Source organism: Flavobacterium chungangense LMG 26729 (assembly GCF_000735715.2).
Taxonomy (GTDB): Bacteria; Bacteroidota; Bacteroidia; order Flavobacteriales; family Flavobacteriaceae; genus Flavobacterium; species Flavobacterium chungangense.
Window position 1 is genome coordinate 1 of record NZ_JASY01000011.1, and the last position, 18,377, is coordinate 18,377.

8 protein-coding genes are annotated in these 18,377 nt (G+C 36.2%); all 8 read right to left on the reverse strand.

Annotation, left to right across the window (positions count from 1 at the left end):
• Positions 1-430: 430 nt before the first annotated feature.
• The 8 genes from JE46_RS17090 to JE46_RS17125 all read right to left on the reverse strand — a co-directional run bounded on the left by JE46_RS17090 (position 431) and on the right by JE46_RS17125 (position 18,362).
• Entirely contained in the window at positions 431-2,674 is a 2,244-nt protein-coding gene (locus JE46_RS17090) for a DUF6055 domain-containing protein (protein WP_031456496.1), read from the reverse strand.
• A gap of 191 nt (positions 2,675-2,865) precedes the next feature.
• A complete protein-coding gene (locus JE46_RS17095; RefSeq protein ID WP_031456497.1) occupies positions 2,866-5,076 on the reverse strand; it encodes an alpha-galactosidase in 2,211 nt (736 codons plus the stop codon).
• A gap of 20 nt (positions 5,077-5,096) precedes the next feature.
• Positions 5,097-6,308: a M24 family metallopeptidase gene (locus JE46_RS17100; RefSeq protein ID WP_031456498.1), complete on the reverse strand. Its 1,212-nt coding sequence runs from the start codon at positions 6,306-6,308 to the stop codon at positions 5,097-5,099.
• Positions 6,309-6,353: 45 nt separating this feature from the next.
• Positions 6,354-8,489, reverse strand: a complete 2,136-nt coding sequence (locus JE46_RS17105) for a family 43 glycosylhydrolase (RefSeq protein ID WP_236010678.1) — start codon at positions 8,487-8,489, stop codon at positions 6,354-6,356.
• 234 nt (positions 8,490-8,723) lie between these two features.
• The gene (locus tag JE46_RS17110) at positions 8,724-10,826 is read right to left on the reverse strand and encodes a beta-galactosidase (protein WP_031456500.1); all 2,103 of its coding nucleotides are present in this window, start codon (positions 10,824-10,826) and stop codon (positions 8,724-8,726) included.
• Between the two features lie 8 nt (positions 10,827-10,834).
• Positions 10,835-13,525 carry a DUF5695 domain-containing protein gene (locus JE46_RS17115; protein WP_031456501.1) on the reverse strand — a complete coding sequence of 897 codons (2,691 nt, stop codon included), beginning with the start codon at positions 13,523-13,525 and terminating at the stop codon, positions 10,835-10,837.
• A gap of 46 nt (positions 13,526-13,571) precedes the next feature.
• Complete coding sequence (locus JE46_RS17120; RefSeq protein WP_031456502.1) at positions 13,572-15,266, reverse strand: DUF885 family protein; 1,695 nt, start codon at positions 15,264-15,266, stop codon at positions 13,572-13,574.
• Between the two features lie 36 nt (positions 15,267-15,302).
• Positions 15,303-18,362: a beta-L-arabinofuranosidase domain-containing protein gene (locus JE46_RS17125; RefSeq protein ID WP_031456503.1), complete on the reverse strand. Its 3,060-nt coding sequence runs from the start codon at positions 18,360-18,362 to the stop codon at positions 15,303-15,305.
• Positions 18,363-18,377 lie beyond the last annotated feature (15 nt).

Sequence of the window (18,377 nt, forward strand, 5' to 3'; positions counted from 1 at the left end):
TTTTGTTTTTCGCTTGTCGTTTGTTTCTCAAAGCGGGTGCAAAAGTAGGCACTTTATTGAGATATCCAATACTTATTACCGGTTTTTTTTCAATATTTTTCGTTTTTTTTCTTAACCTACTGATAACATAAATTTTATAGTTTTTAAAAAATTAACAAAAAATAGGTTTTTTCTTATTTTAATTAATTTTTAAATAAAATACAATTTATAAAGTGGAAATTTAAAAGACATATTTTCCTGTATTTCTATTATTCAAAATAACATACACACACATGTAAATTGTAAAAACTGAAAATAACTAAGAATTTGTAATAATAAAAAACTTAAATAAAGAGGTAAGGTATAAAAACAAAAAAGGCATCTAATAATAAGATGCCTTAATTTACAAGATAACAAATAAGTTAAAATTAATAGAGAATATAATATTCTCTTAGTTTTTAATAATTGACTTGTTTACAATTGAATTTCCGGTTTGAATACTTAGTAAGTAAACGCCTGAAATTAAATGACTACAATTATAAGAAAGATCAATTCTACCAATATCATATATTTTATCTGTGATTACGTCTAATTTACGTCCATTGATATCAAATAATGAAACAGTAACTTTTTCATGCTCTGTTTGCATAAAAGAGATAATCAGATTACCTCCTGTTGGATTTGGATAAATATTTAAACTCACATCAGAAGAAGGATCTTCCTCCTGAGTTGCTTTTTTAGCGGTAACTGTAGTAACTGTACAATTTGGAGTTGTGCTAAATGCCATCGTCGCTGCCGAAAAATTGGTGAATGAAGCATTGATGTCAACGTTAGAAGTATCACTGGCACCTTTACCATCACAATCTGTTCTGCCATTTCTCCAATAAGGAAATTGCAAATAAACACCCGGAGTTGAGCAACTGCCAATCTCTGCATCTCCGCCCACTACAACTGAACTTCCAAAATTTCCGGCAAAAAGCATTGCATTTCCTTTAATATTAGCTGTATTTGAAACCGATCCACCTTCCATCCAGGCGTTTCCTTCTACTATTGCACTATTTGATATAGTTGCATTGTAAACACAGGCATTTCCTCTTACAATAGCATTTCCATTTATTGTTCCTCCATCTACCATAGCATAATCTTCTATACGAGCATTTCCTGAAACGGTACCGGCTCTGACCACCGCATAAGGACCAACATAAACTGTCGATGCAACATTCGCATTATTGGATACCCATCCTCCACCGTTAGTATGTATGTGCCCATTTGTTTTAAGAAAACTTCTAAAATTAGCAGAAGGCTGAAATCCTTCAGGAGTTGCATTTGCAATTTTAAGCTCATAAGGATATCTTCTCTGCTTAGGATAACCCACATCCATATTGTAATTGACATGAACTTTAGGTGCTGCAAAAACTACAAGAAAAATATTTGCTTCTGTAGACGTATTAAGTGTAAAAGAAGCTTCTCCATCTGTTTTATACATTGGACTGTAACGAGATATTGTCCCATCTGTTTTTGTGGTAACAAAACCATATCTCCATCCGGCCTGGGTAGTATTAACCTCTGTATGCCCTTTGAATTTAATGGTGACTTTCTTTTGGGTTCCACTGCAAGTTGGATATAGAGGAATAACATTCATACCATAATCCTGTGGAGCCCAGTCATTATTAGTATAAAATTGATCTGTGGTCCCTGTAACTTTAGTAAGAAGCGTATATTGTCTGCTGGTATAACGTGGCATATTGGTCTTTATACTATTGTACACGTTTCTAATTGTCTTTCCAAAATTACTGGTTGCATTTATTTGTGAATTCCATTGAATAGGATAGTCGAATGCAGGCTGTCTTTGAGCATATCCCCAGAGATAATCATCGAGTTGGTCCTGTGTAAAGCCTTTTAGTCGCTTAATTGTCTGAAGCGGGTGTTCTTCATTGATAGATTCTGCCCACATTCTTCTTGTAAAATCAAATCCTTCCTTTTCCTGAACATAATACATCAAGTGAAAGTTTGTGTAGTGATGTCTATTCGATGACCACATAAAATGTTTGGTCTGTATCCACCTGGTTAAAGTACCATCAATCTCTGCCCATTGGGGATAGGCCTGAGCTCTCATAAAATTGGCATGTCCTTCAAAAAATGGACCGCCCCAGTCATATCCTGCAAATGCAGTTCCGTTGCCCGGATTTTCCTGAATACGCATCATCATTTGCAGCGTATGCGCAAATTCATGCGATAATGCCCCTCCATCTCTGGTGGCTTCCGGATGTACAAACATAGCACCAATAGTATTACTAAATGAACTTGCCTGCGCAAATGCCTCTAATCTCGGATCTGTAGAATTCCATGTATTCATCATCATGATAATGATTTTGTACTTGCCTAAGTTTGTCGTTGGGGCATTATTGACAAAATGTAAATCGGTAATAAACCGTTTAAAACTGGTTTCAAGCGTATCTGCAACAGATTTTGGGGTAAACCTTAATGCGGTATTAGAATAAGTAGCAGGATTGGTACCTACTTTATCTCCCCAATATAGAACAAAATTGGTAGATTCATATTTTCTTGAGTTTGATACTTTATTGTAAAACTCATTATTGGGGTCGCTCCATTCTGTTGGAGTAAATAGGGTTTTCTGGGCTATTGCAAAATAACTGCACAGAAAAAGGGTAACTAGAAAGAAAAGTTTTTTCATGTTAACTAATTTAGTAGGTTAAGAACTTATGTTCTCTGCAAATATAATATTAAATTATAAGTTTTATAATACAATATTAACCATATTTAATACTATTTTACCTAATTAAAATTTACATATCTACCTACTAAACAAGAACTTAACAAACACAACAATACTTTAAAGCTAAAAAAACAAAAGATTCCTGAGAATTAATTCTTCAATTCAATATCAGTGATTTCCAAAATAACACTATATTCTGGTTTGGAAGAAGAAACTTTCAGTCCAATTTTCATCAGGAAATCACCAGAGAAAATAGTTCCAGATTCTTCAAATGTATTTTTGTTGTTTGACATCAAATTAATTTCTTTTACCTGATATTTTTTTGAAGCATCCAGTCCTTCTAACTTTACCAGACTATAATTAGGATCTGTAAGCGGATGCAAAGTGTATGAAAAAAGCACTGAGTGGGTTTTATCTTCATTAACATACATTAGTACTGCCCTGCTGTCCTCATACGGTGATACCAATCGATATAAATCTCCCTGCCAGATTACAGGAGCTAATCTTTTGTAATTGGCAACTGCCTGTTGACAAAATTTTAATTCGTCTTCCCTAAGTCCGCCAACATGAATATCAAAACCTAATTTTCCCATCATAGCAACATCGGTTCTGAATTTAATAGACTGATTTCCCATTGAAGTGACGTGATTGCAGGTTGCCAAAGCGGGATAAAAATTCGAATATCCCCATTGAATTAAAATCCGATCGAAAGGATCTGTATTGTCGCTTGCCCAAAATTCTGTAAAATAGTTCAGTAGTCCGTAATCAACCCTTCCACCTCCGCCCGCACAAAGCATCATCGGAAGATTTGGATATTTATTTTTTATTCGATCCAAAACTTTATACAATCCTTTTGTATATTCAATAAATAAATGCGATTGCTGATTTTTTAAATAATTAGAATAAGCGCTTGTCATCATTCTGTTACAGTCCCATTTAAAAAAAGCAACACCCGATTTGGTCTGCATAATATCATCAACTACCTTAAAGACAAAATCCTGCACTTTTGGATTGCATAAATCCAGAACCAACTGTGTCCTGTAGATACTTTTTTCACGATTGGGCAAACTTAAAACCCAATCCGGATGTTTTTCATACAGTTCGGTTTTTTCATTAATCATTTCGGGTTCGATCCAGATACCAAATTTGACATTGGTTTCTTTGGCTTTTTCCATCAGAAAACCAATTCCATCCGGCAATTTTGCTTTTGTGGCTTCCCAATCTCCCAAACCGGAAACCGAACCACTTCTCGGATATTTATTTCCAAACCAACCGTCATCAAGTAAAAACATATCAACGCCTAATGTTTTGGCATCTACAAACATATTGGCTAATTTAGCCTGGTCAAAATCAAAAAAAGTAGTTTCCCAATTATTTAATAATGTCAAGCGTGGCTTTTCTCCGTCTTTCAATCCATATTTTCTAGCCCAGGCATGTAAATTTCTGCTGGCTTGCCCCTTTCCATTATTAGAAAATGTATAAATAAAGACCGGGGTTTTAAATACTTCCTCTGGTTTCAGATTATATTCTGAAGCAAATTCATTTATTCCGGAAATGATTCGCAGTTCATTGTTATTATCAATATCAAAAGTATACTTAAAGTTTCCTGACCATGCAATTGTTCCTGCAATAACCTCACCTTCATTTTCTGCTGACTTTGAGTTTAATGAAAGAAAAAAACTTGGTGCGGCAAACATATTCGTTCTGACTCCCAGTTTTGAATCGATAACTTTTGAGCCTCTTGTAAGCTGACTTTCTTCCATTCGCATTTCTTCGACAACATCACTGTAAAATTGGGTCAGCCAATATCTATCAGCATCGAGATGCAAAGCTGATGATGCATAGTTATAAAGTGTCAGAGCCTTTTTTTCCTGATGCTGAATTTCTGTCCAGGACTCAATTACATTTTCTTTAGCAAATGTTTTATAATGAAGCGAAACATAAACAGGATATTGGGGATCTTTTAACTTAATAATGGTCTCTGTTGTATTCGAATCAATTTTCTGTGTGGTATGATTTTGATATTCCAATTCTAAAGAAGGATTTCCATCATTGTGCGTCATTCGTATTGCCGGTTCAAATAAATTATTGGTACCAAAAGTCGGATATGCCGAATGACGTAAATCGATTAAAGGATTTCCATCATTTATGGCAAACTTTTTTGTATTTTCTTTTGAAATAAATTCATACTCCTGATTATTATTCAGCTTTGAACCAAAATATGTTTGATACAATTTTTTATTTTTACCTACTTTTAAAACCAAAGCAGCACTTTTAGTTTCAATACAAATCAAAGGGTTTTCCTGTGCCTGACCTGAACAATATACAATGGTCAATAGTAAAAGTAATAAACGTTTCATATTTTATTTTTTAATAAAAATTAATACTCAAACGGATTCTCAACACTATCCATCGGAGCCGTAAACCATTTTGGTCCGTTTTCAGTCATGTAAAAATGATCTTCATGTCTGATTCCGAATTTACCAGGTATACAAATCATAGGTTCATTACTGACCACCATTCCTTCCAGCAGTTTTATCTTGCTACCGCGGACTAAATACGGGTATTCATGAATATCAAGTCCGGTGCCATGTCCTACTCTGTGTGGCAATCCGGGTAAATCATAATCAGGGCTTAATCCGGCTTCGGCCAATGTTTTACGGGCAGCATCATCTACAGATCCGCATTCAGTACCAATTTGTGCAGCTTCAAAAGCAGTTTGCTGTACCTTTTTTTCCAGATTCCAAATCGTTTTATATTCTTCTGAAGGAGTTCCAAAAACGTACGATCTTGTAATATCAGAAAGATAGCCTTCTAACCTGCAGCCTGTATCAACAATCACAGCCTGATTTTCTTTTAAAAGCTGAGGAACTGCTACTCCGTGAGGATATTGGGTATCATCACCAAACAAAATAATACAGAAGTAAGCTCCTGAAGTTATTCCTGCTTTTATATGTGCTTTATTTACAAAATCTGTCACTTCGCTAACGCTGATTCCAGGCCTTAATATTATGGCTGCGGCTCGTTGAACCTCCATTGTTATGTCTTTAGCTTTTTGAATGATAGCAATTTCGTTTTTAGATTTTTGCATTCGGCATGATGATGTAATGTTTTGTGCCGTTACAAAATCATAAACATTATTGGTTTTTGAAATTCCGTCAACTAAAAAATAAGCTGCCGATTCATCTATAGAAACAGTTCCGTTAGTCAAATTCTTTTTATTCAGTAATTTTCCGAATAAAACGTAGGGAGATTCATGTTCTTCCCAACAATTAATCGTTGATTCGACTTTCCTATATTTTTTAAAAGTCCCTTCCTCAAATTTTGGCACTATGTATTCTAAAGAACCGTCTTCAAAAAGTATTGCTCCAACCATTCGTTCAGAAGCACTCCAAAGTGTTCCTGTAAAATAATACAAATTTGTTCCCGCGTTAAGATACATTGCTTTAACAGAAAGTTGTTTCATTAAGTTTACCGCCTTTTTGATACGTTCCTGATATTCTTCTAATTGAATAGGTTGAACATCGAGTATTCTGTTTTCTATTTTTTCTAGTTCAATTGCAGCGCTTGAACCGCCTACACCTATTGTCATTTTTTTCTAATTTTACGTTAACCCGCTAAATTAATCAATCTTATTTTATTCTTTTTTAGGTTTTGTCTGGTTCATCATTTTTACTACTTCATCCTGATTTAAAGCATAATCATACATTCGTAATGAAGCGATAAATCCTGAAAAATTCTCTCCAATATCTGAAGCACCAATTATAATTTTAGCTTTATCGATGGCCGAAGATAAAAGCATATTTTGCGAATTATTTAAAACTCCGTCTACGTATACTTTCTCAACAACACCGTCAAAAGTCAGAACCAGATAATGCCATTCATTTGCTTCAGGAAGTTTGTTGAATTTCATATCAAAATGTCCGTCTAAATGTACTCCTGCGCCATAAGGCCCACTGTTGTAAGCTAGGGCATTATATGAATTTGCCAGACCAAATTGGGCTCTGTCACACCATGAAGCCAGAATTTCTCCTTCTTTTGCTATTTCCGGATTTTTAACCCACGTTGCTACGGTATAAGAACCATTCCATGATAAGGATTTTGGCAATGATTTGTCTAATGTAAGAGCACCTTTTTTGAAATTTAGTGCTTTTATTCCTTCGGTTTTTTCTAAAAATACTTCTCCACTTTTACTGAATATTCCCCCAATAGTTCCTTTATTTTTTATAGTAGCAATTGGTGTTTTATCAGCAATAGTAGCAGCGTCAAGATCAACCAATAATTTCTTAGTGCTTTTTGCTGCAGAAACTGTATTGGATTCTTTGTTTTTTAAATTTAACGGAACATCAAATAAGGAGCTGTATACTTTTATATTCCAGACTGCAGCATAAAGCCCGGTTTTTTCGGTTCCTAAAACAGTCAGTTTTATATAACGAGTCGTTACATCATGATCATCAATCATTGGGCTGCCGGCTGTTTTATTTTTGGATTTATCCGCATATTGCAACCATTTTATTCCATTTAGTGAATATTCTAATTTATATTGATAATAATAACTTGCAAATTCAAATTGGGTCATTACTCTTTTTACTTTTTTCTCTGAACCTAAATCGATAATTAAATGTTGTGGCGTTGAATTGTCTGCTGCTTTCCACATAGTGGCATTATTATCATCAGTCGCGTATGAAGTTTTATATTCATAATCGTATTGAGTCGATTTTAAATGATAAAACGACGAAGCCGCTGTTTTTGCTCCAAAAGCGATGTCTTCAGGAGCCACCGATTTTACCAAATCTTTTATTCCTCTACTTGAAGGAACAACTGTTTTGATTATGGAATCGTTTTCAAATACCATCTTATCCATGCAAACCTGCCTGGCAAGTCCGCCTCTGGTCATTGGATAATCGTGTTTATGATAAACAATATAATAATCGTCATTCTCTTTCAAAACCGAATGATGTCCCGGGCCATGTACCGTTTGATCGTTATTGGTACTCAAAATCGGATTATTTTTTCCTGGAATAAAAGGTCCATATGGTGAATCAGAATATGAATAGCGAACATTGTAAGTTTCATCATGACAGGATGCACCGGAATACATTAAAATGTATTTTGATCCTTTTTTCATCATGTAAGCTGCTTCAAATGGTGCCGGGGTTTGTTCAAGTGGAATGTTGGTTGAGTTTTTCATTTTACTCATCGAGTCTTTATCTAATTCACCCACTGCATAACCTCCGTTATAATGCACCCATGTACCCCAATAACTGTAGATTTTACCATCTGTATCTGTAAAAAACTGTGCATCAAGAGATGGAAAATTTTCTCTCGGATAACCATTTGAAATTACCGGAACATCTTTTTCGCTTAATTTTTTCCATGGACCAACAGGAGAATCTGAAACATAACCGTAGATATTACAGCCAATTTCGCAATTTCCAAAATACAAATAATATTTTCCATTATCTCCTTCTATAATATCAGGAGCCCAAAAATTTGTAATTGACTGGGCTGAAAAGGATGGGATTTCCATGATATAATTATACCAGTTTTTAAAGTCTTTGCTATACCAGACCGTTGGAGCTCCAGATGCGAGCATTTCATTATCTGTTGTCGCATATATATAATAAATGTCTCCAAACTTTTTAATTGTAGGATCGGCAAACCAACCCGGTAAAATTGGATTTTTTGCTCCGGGGGCATTTACATCAACATCTTTTTGTGCAAAAATAGTTCCTGCAAATACAAAGATAATTAGGCAGTAAAATAGTTTCATTTTCAACATTTCATTGTATGAATTAAATTGAATTAAATCTGTGGCTATATTTTATTCTCACTCTGATTTTGCAGATTCAGCGGATTTATTTTTAATGCTTTGATACAAAAAGACGCTTGCTTTTATAACGAAACATACCCCTGATTATGTTTGAGAAATGAGTTTTTTTTCAAACTGATACATAAAATCTATCCGTTGTGTGTTAGCAATTATTACATTCCAAATAAGTCCTGTTTAATATTTCCAAACCAATACACCAGTGGTTTTTATTGAAGGATTTCCAATAAAAACTTTAGTGTTTTTTGGTAAATTGATATTATAAACCTTATCCGAATAATTAACTGCTATCCCAAATCCATCACGATAATCGACCATTATTCCTTCAGGATAATCTTCTATTGCAACATTTTGTTTTTGGTATAGTTTTCTTAAAACCTGTTTTTCCAGATCGCCATTTTTAGAATCTACTCCAATATAGGTAACAGTTCCTTTTCCTAATTTGTGAGAAATAACGGCCGGTGTCCCTGCATAAAAATCACCTTCGTAGGTTGCCCAGATTTCGGTTTCTTTATTCGGTTTTAACAAATCTCCCCAACTTGTCCATCCAAATTCCTGATTATCAAGCTTTATTATTCCCGGAGATTGTGGCATCAGCAGATCGTACGATTCTATTTGAGAACCAATTAAATTCCACATTGGCTCATAAAATTTAGCTTCCCAAAGGTGTCCCTGACGATTTTGAATTCCGGACCGGCAACTCAAAACTAAATTCCCGCCATTTTTGGCATACAACGTTAGTTTATCAATCATTTTCTGATCAATCATCTGATATGCGGGAACAATTAAAAATGGATAATTCATAAAATTTGTAGTATCACGAACAAAATCGGTCGGTGTGCCAAAAGATTTTACTGCTTTGTAATATTTTAAAAAATGTCCAATAGTGTTCCATTCTTTTGTTTGCTTGTTCAATTCAATTCCCATGACATTATCACCATTGAACAGGATTCCTGTTTTACGTTTTAGATAATAATCCGGTAATGTTGCTTTTGCGTCGTATTTTTTTCGCAGCGTATCAATTTCTTTTATAAACAGCTTAAATTCTTCACCGCCCGGAGTTGGTGTAACGCCATCTGTACCTACAATTCCATAGTGAAATTGCTCATACCCATACAATGGCGAACGATAGCGATAGGTACATGCAAATTTACTTCCTCCTGCAAAAACGTGCCAGAGCCACATGCGTACACTTCCCGGTAACGGCTGCGGATTTATGCTTCCCCAGTTTACCTGTCCAGGCTGTAATTCCATACAGCCATACATACCTTTTAAGGGACGGAAAAAATCATTCGACATTCCGATAGCAGTATAATCGCCAAGGCGATACCCTTTTGAACCAATTCCGGTGCTTCCGCCATAAACTAAATAACGGGTGTAGCAATCAAAGTCCAGTTCTTTACTCATCCCAACAAAACTTTCATTATAATTAGACCTGTAATTAGAAGTAATCCATTGGTCTTTACTTACAAACTGGCGTATAGTAACTGCCTGTTCATCCAGAAAAGTGGCTGTTTCCTCATCGGCAAAACGATAATGATCTAATTGCGAATGTAAATTCATTCCCCATTCTTTGTGCAATGGAATATTTATCTGAGTAAAATCACTGTACGTTCCGCTCCAGAAATTGTTTCCCCAAGCCTGATTTAAGGTGGCGATGTTTTTATATTTCGCTTTAAGCCAATTGCGGTAACGCTGTTGTGCATCAGCACCATAATCCAGAAAACGTGACGGTTCGTTATCTACCTGCCAGCCTATTATATTTTTATTCTGTCCATATTTTTTTGCCAGTTGCTCAATCATCTTCATGGAATACGATCGATAATAATTGCTTGAAAATGTAGCATGCTGCCTTGAACCATGATCAGTTTTGGTACCGTCCTCATAAGTAGCGAGGATATCCGGGTGCTTGCGAACGAGCCATACGGGGGGTGTGGCTGTCGAGGTACACATCACAATTTTTAATTTATACTTTGTGGCAATTTCTACAGCTTTATCAAGCCATTTAAAATCATAAACACCTTCCTGAGGCTCTAATTCTGCCCATGCAAATTCACCAAAATGGGTAAACTCAAAACCCATTGCAGCAATATTTTTCAAATCACGATCCCATTGCGACGGATCCCAATGTTCCGGATAATAATATACTCCTACTGTGGTCAGGTCTTTTTTGGGAAAAAATTTGTCGAACTTTTGAGCCGTCAGATTTAAACTTAACAATAGGCCAAATACCGTAAATAGTATTTTTTTGAAAAAGTGTTTTGGTGATCTTTGCTTCATTTGATACTCTATAATTTAATTTGAATGGCTTTGCTTTTTAAAGCTATTTTGTATGCGCCTCTTACTTTTTCGTAAGGTAATTTTACATCGTGATCCACTCTTAAATATGCATTTGGCGTGTATGCTGTTTTAGGATCTAAAGTAATACTCACTACCCCGGTTTTAGTATTGTAGCTTACTTTATTAAAAGTTCCCGCATCCAATGTTAACCATAGTTTTTTTGGCGCAATAAATACTTTAGATTTTGCCGCAGTTGTAATGGTTACTTCAATCTCATCTCCTTTTTCTTTTAAGTTTCCTCCAAAAGCCAGCCAGCCGTATTCTTTTTCATTGGTAATAAAAGTAGCTGTATTGACCGCATAACCAAAGAAACCGGATCCGTAATCTCCGGATAAATAATCGATTCTTAAAGTTTCCGGATAAGAATGAAATGCAGCGGCCCCGAAACCATCTTCTGTAATATTTGAAATTCCGCCTAGCAGTCCGCCGTAACCCACTTTTAGCAAATGAAAATCATCAGGTGTTTTTCTGAATTGTTCCAGCACAGGAATAGCATTCAAAGTCGACCCATAATGATGAATCTGACGTTCTACTCTTGATAATTTTCCTCCGTATAAAAAGTCCCAGTATCTGCGGGCATTTCCATTGTAAGCCCAGTGTGGCATTGTTGGCATGTAGGCTAAAATGGCGTCCAGAGTAACTTTTGCTTTATCGTTATATCCAAAATAATCCGACCACATATAAACTTCTTCCTGACCTGTAGAATCCCAAGGCATTTCACTTCCAAAAGGATAATTTAATGTTCTCCAATGGTCTGCTCTTTCTTTCATTTTTGCTTCCAGATTATTCGCCATTTCCGTATAACCTTCTGCTTTTAAATCTTTCAGAATCAGTAAAAAAACAGTGCCTTCCATTTGTCCAAACTGAGCGTAATAAGGTGCTAATGTGGTCATGGCGATACTGGTTTCGTACGCATTTTTCAAATACCAGTCCCACGGATGGTTTGTAACCAGACCTTCGTGATATCTTGCTAAACGATACATTGTCCAGTGCGCTGCTGCAACATGTGGATAATTATAAGATCTTCCCGGATCATCAGAACCTTTTTTGTCCCAGGCCGCCCATGTTTTATAATTTACATCTTTGCTGTAAGTTCCTTCCGGCATTAACTTTGGTTCGTAATAAAAGACACTTTTTTTGACTCCATATTTAAGCGTATCCGCCGTATTATACTGAATTCCGCCCCATAGTGTTTTGTCGACAAACTGTTCCAGTTTCTGAATTTCTTCTTTATTTGGAGCAATTAATTCTTTCATCATAGCCCCCAGCCATCCGCCTGCTCCACCTTCGTCGCTTAAACCGGCAATCCAGACACGACTGTCCTGGCTTACTTGTTTTTTGGTTTCATAATCATAAGAAATCACCGAAGGATTTCTGTGAAAAGGATCATTTTTTTCATCAAACCATTGTGCTGTGGTCAGGAAATGCCCGAAATCATTAATTACGTTTGTTTCTGATTTTATTATTTTATAATTAATGGTTTGCTCCAGTCCGTCTTCATAAATCACGGTTAATCTTGCTCTCCCCCATTTTTTTCCATGAATGGTGTATTGAAAATATCCGTTTTTATTGGTTGGTTTTGCATCTATTACCAAAGCTCCTTCGGGTTCTATTTTAAAAGATTTTACTTCTTTTTTGTATTTCAAAAATAACTTCCCATCAACATCTTCTGGCAAAACATAACCCGGAACTCCAACAGCTACAGGACGTTGGTTTTGAATTAAGGATTTCTGAATATTTTCTATTTCGTCAACCAATACAAATCTCAAAGAAAAACTTTTAGACTCCCCGGCTTTTAATACTAATGAATTAGGTGTATTCCATTGGTCGGCGTTTTTCCATTCCTGATCTGCGTACGCTTTACTGAAAGGCATCCATTCGTGGAAACCTTCAAAGACAATACTCCTTGGAGTTTCATCATCCAATAAAGGGCGATAAGCTTCAAAAGGCATATTTTCCTCAGGAAGTAATAACAATGCCGGTCCGTGACCGCTTAATCTTTTTACTTCCAGATAACCCGCATCTTTTCCAATATAAGGATCAAAAAATACATTGTGAAGGTGTGTTTCGTCTAATGTTTTTCCTTCCAGGATGTTATTAAAAATCATTGGAACTCCCAAAGCTCCTATTTCCTGAGTGGAATTTGATTTGTTTGTAATTTCGAAACGCAGAATTAAGTTTCCATCTTTTTCTTCATAAAAACGTTTTATGGTCAAAGGAATATCAGCAGGCAAAGTATTCGAAAGATCGGCTGCTGCCAGAACATTTCCCGAAGCATTTAAAGCCGTTACCGAGGCGCGTTTTACAGCCGTTGAATAGCTTTTCCAGCTTCCGTCTGCTCCTTTTATGCGGAGATTGATATCTCCCAATTGATACAAACCATCTTTATCGCGAATCGACAGTCGGTCTCCCGGTGTAAAATCAAAAGTTTTATCTGAAATCGGAGATAAGGCTGCCACCGTTTGTGAAGCTTTTACTAATTTCAATTCAAAAGCTTTTGTATTCAGATTAATAAATCCCTTGTCTGTTTCCAGTGTTGATTTTTTTGCTTTAATCTTATCCCAATATTCCTGTGCCTGTACATTATCTGAAGCAATTAAGCAGCAAATCGTCAAAGCCAATACTTTTATTTTTTTCATAATTTGATATTTTAAAACTTGAATAAAAGCTATTCAGCATTACTTTTTATTTTTTAAAATCAGTCGAAAACTTCCAGTTTGTTTTATAATCTTCTGCCACAGGCAAATCCTCCAATAAAATCCGGAGCATCTCTACCGGCATGATATTCTCTTTTAAAACCCGGTCATGAAACTGTTTTTCTGTCCATCCTTTGACTAACAATTCATTTCTTAAAGCATAAAACTGTAAACCTCCAGTCATGTAGGCAACCTGGTATAATGGTGCATCTCCGCTGGCAAAAGAACGTCTTACTTCTGCTTCTGCGTTTGCATACTCATGACCTACTTCGTTTACTAACAAATTAATACATTGCTGCGGGGTCATTTCTCCCAAATGATATTTTAATGAAAAAATGATTCGGGCACAACGATGGATTCTCCAGAACAGCATGCCTAATTTTTGTTCGGGCGTTTGGGGAAATTCTTTGTTCCAAAGATTGATTTCCCAATACAAAGCCCAGCCTTCCATCCAGAAAGGGGTATCAAAAGGCTGGCGATATGATTTGTAACGACTGTTCATGAAAAACTGCAGGTTATGTCCCGGAAGCAGTTCATGCTGTACTGTTCCAAAAGAAAAATTAGGATTGTTACCACGCATGCTCATCAATTTGTCTTTCTGATCCATATCTTCAGTTGGGTACGAAATACTGATTTCCCAGCCTCCGGTAAAAAAAGGATTCACTTTCTGACGTTCCGGAGTCATCATAATCATCTGCCAGGTTTCTTTTGTCAAATCAGGTAAGGTGATCAAATCGCGGTCTTCTATAAATTTTACCGATTGATTGTAGAGATTCGTAATGGCCTGTGGCTGCTCGCCTGCCGGAACATAAGTATCTTTAACGTGTTCCAGTGCCTTTTTCCAGTCATTCCCATAACCTAATTCTGTAGCTGCTTTGATCATTTCTTTTTTGCACCACTCAAACTGATTTTGCGCAGTCGCAATCAACTCTTCCGGAGAATACGGAATATATTCGAATGCCAGACTTTTAATGATAGCTTCTCTGCCAATCGGTTTTCCAATAATCCCGCTTCCATCATCTTTTAAACTTGTTTTGGAATAATTGTTTCTTAAAAAATCTTCGTAAGCTTTTAGTTTTTCAGATAGTTTCTTATACGGTTTTTCCATCCACCAAGTAAAATCGGGATCATAACTGTAATAGAAATCATACCCTTCTTTTACTGATTTCTCAAATGAAGCTGCCGATTTTGCGGCTTTGTCTGCTGCAAACCAGTCTTTAAAGGGTTTATTTTTAAGCTGTTCTGTTTTTTTATCGATTGTAATTGCGGCAATATCAAATGCTTTGGCCAATTGACTGGCAACCGGGCGTTTTCCTCTTCTTCTTTCCTGAATAAAAAGATTGATATCTGCAGAAAAATCTAAAACTGAAGCTATTTCTTTATACGATTTGTATTCAATCTGCAAAAAATAATCTTCCCTGCTAATTAGATTTTTCAGTAACAGATAATCTACTTTTCCGTCTTTAGATAAATTTTTAAAATCAATACTTTTTACCTTTTTTTCCCACTCTCCGTAAAATTTAGAAAACCGCACATAATATTCTTCGGATTCCCTATTGGAATAAAAATTTTGCAGCGCTGTTTTGTCTGCCTGAAAAGTATTCACTACGTCGATAAGTTCGCTGCAGAAGGAAGGTGTTACTGTAAATAAAAATAATATCAGGCCTAGAATTAATTTTTTCATGCTTTAGTTTTGATGATTTTAAATGCTATTTTACTATTATTTTAAAGTCACATCCAGATAAACAGAATGACGTCCATAGGTTTCGTAAAATGGCTTGTACAGCGTTCCGTCGATTTTAAACTCTAATTTCTTTGGATCGCCTTCTATTGTTTTTCCAATATTTTTTACATCTAATGTTACTTTGCGCCAGTCTTTTCTTGGTTCTGTTTCCTGCGCTGCGAGCAATATTGGTCCGTAAAACAAACTGGCGATATTCTGTTGATCCATTACGGGTTCTAAGTGAAAATCAAATGGCATTTGCAATTCGATTGTATCACCATCTTTCCATTTTTTATTTAGTCTAAGATAGCTTCCCGGCGTTGCTTTTATTTTTTCGGATTTTCCATTTATCTTCACAAAAAATCCTTTATTTGCCCAATGTGGTACACGAACATTAATGGTAAAATCTCCATTTCCTTTTATGGTCAGTTGTGTATGATCTTCGTTTGGGAAAGAAGTTTTTTGCTCTATTGTAACATTCTTTTCTGTCCATTTTAATGTTGACGGAATATAAAGATTTACATAAAGCGCATCATTCGCAGCACTTTTAAAATAAATTGAATTCTGGAACTTCGTATTGCTTTCAATTGCCGTTCCGTTGCAGCAGGTAAAACCCGTCATGTGGGGATTTCCAAACTGTTTTACAGCACCCGGCCTTAACGAAACATGATACGTATTTGCCGGACTATTTTCTGCAACTGAAGAAAGAATGTGATTGTAAAGTCCGCGTTCGTAATAATCCATCAATTCTCCACGCTGATCGTACAAAAATAAATCTCCGGTTAGTTTAAGCATATTATATGTAGCACAGGTTTCGTTTTGGCCTCCGGATGAAAAACCATTTTCATAAATCGTTGCCGGCTGGCCGATAAAACATTCTGCATTTGCAGGGTTTCGAGCTCCGGCTACTCCACCAATACTGTACATATAATCGTTTACGGTTTTGTTCCAAAAATTATCGGCAACATGGTAATAATCTGCAGTGTCTGAGTCACGGTACATTTCAAGCGCTCCCATAATCTGCGGGATATGCTGATTGGCATGTAATCCTCTAAAAGTATCTACATTTTTTGCCAGCCCATGTGAATGATTAGCATCACCGTAAAATACTTTGATATTATCGAACAATTGGGCTACTTCTAAGTAATGAGAATCTTTTGTAATCCTGTACAATCTTGCCATCGCTTCGTTCATTCCGCCAAATTCTCCTGCAATATATCGGTTCCACATACTGATAAGGGTTTCGGTTGGCAATTTTTTCATACGGGCATATACCCAGTCTCCCATTCCTTTGGCTGTTGCAAGTGCTTTTTCATTGCCGCTTACTTCATAGACATCCATCAATCCGGCAAGAATTTTATGAAGTGTATAATAAGGTGCCCAAATTTGGGTTTTCTGACCACCGTAAGTCGCCCCGTTTTCCAGCATGATAAATTGGTCCGGCGGATAGGCGCTAATAAATCCTTTTCCCCAATTTTGGTAATCTGTACGAATTGTTTCCGGACTCAAATCTGAATCATAAGTTGTTTTGCCAGGGCCGGGCGGTACTGCTGTTGGATCTGCTATAAATTTCCCTCCGGCTTCTCTTGGATTTCCGGAAAGTTGTTCTAATTGATACAATGTGTTGACCATATATTCCATTTTTCCTGCAAAATTGGCCTGTAGTGTTTTATCATAACCGGTACTTGCATATGCCTGAGCAATTGCAGTCAGGTAATGGCCTGTTGCGTGTCCGCGTAATTTGGTTTCCTGTGTATCCCAAACACCAAGTGGTTCGGCTTCTTTGGGCTGTTCTTGTCCAAAAGCATTACGAAACATATACAAAAATGAATCCGGATCTGTTGTAGCCAGTGTTGTCAGGAACTTATCTCGATTCTCAATGAATTTGTTCTGGCTGCCTTTAGAATCTTTATTTAAAACCACCTGATCTAATTTGAAAGTTTCCAGATTGCGATTCGGTGTTTTTGTTTCCTTACCCTCTTTTACGCTTACAATCGCTTTTGGTTTTAAATCAGTCCCAGGAATAGTTCCGGTTATGGTATATTGTCCACTTTTAAGTACTTGAGTGTTATCTTTTGGCGATGGCCAAATAACGCGAACTTCAGGACCCTGAATACCATTTTTATAAACTCCTTTTATATAACCCGGTAATCTTGGAAGTGATCCTACAACGGTTTGTGCTTTGACATCCGAAACACTTGTTAAAAATTGATTGTAAAGTTGAGGAGTTGTACTGGCAAACTTTGGCAAATCTGCTGTTTGTTCTTCCGCGGACTCCTCTTCTTCCTGGCCTTCTTTTAATGCATTGTTGTAAATTCTGGTAATTTGTTTGTCTGTCAAAGGAACTCTGTAAATTCTGAAATCGTGTAATTTTGCATTCAGAGAAATGTTATCCTCTGCTAAATATTTTCCTACATAAAGCCTGTTTTTTTCGGCTGAATTGTAATCGAATAATTTTGCCAAATCTAATGCTGCATTCTTGGTTTCACATGCAAGTACGCCATTCACGTAAGTACTGATTGATTTTGATGGAACATTGATTACAACTGTAACATGATTCCATTTGCCTGTTTCTAAAGCTTTTGCTGTTGATTTAAATTTAGCTCCCGATTCAGTTACGACTTCAGTCTGGATTCCATCTTCTTTTTCTGTTCCTGCCGGTGCAAAAAACAAATGTGAATTGTTATTTTTTCCAAAGTCAAAAAATCGCTGCCCTTTTTGTGCAGAACGTAAATAAATCCATCCTGATATACTTAAAGATTCTTCACCTATTAATCCGTCAGCCGGAATTGAAACAAATGCTTTACTGTCAGCAGGCAAAGAAAGTACGATACCAAATTGATCGTCATTTACAAACTTTGCTTTTACATCCTGAATTTTAGCGTGTAAATTATTCCGGGACCAGTCTTTAGCATCGCCATCAAAAACATAGCGGGCAATTAGTCCCGTTTCTCCAATTCCGTCTAAAATCTGATCGCCGTTTTGTGCACGCGTCGTTGTTGTACATGATGCCCAAAAACTGAATACGAAACAAATAAATAACTGATGTTTTTTCATCGTGAATTCTTTTTC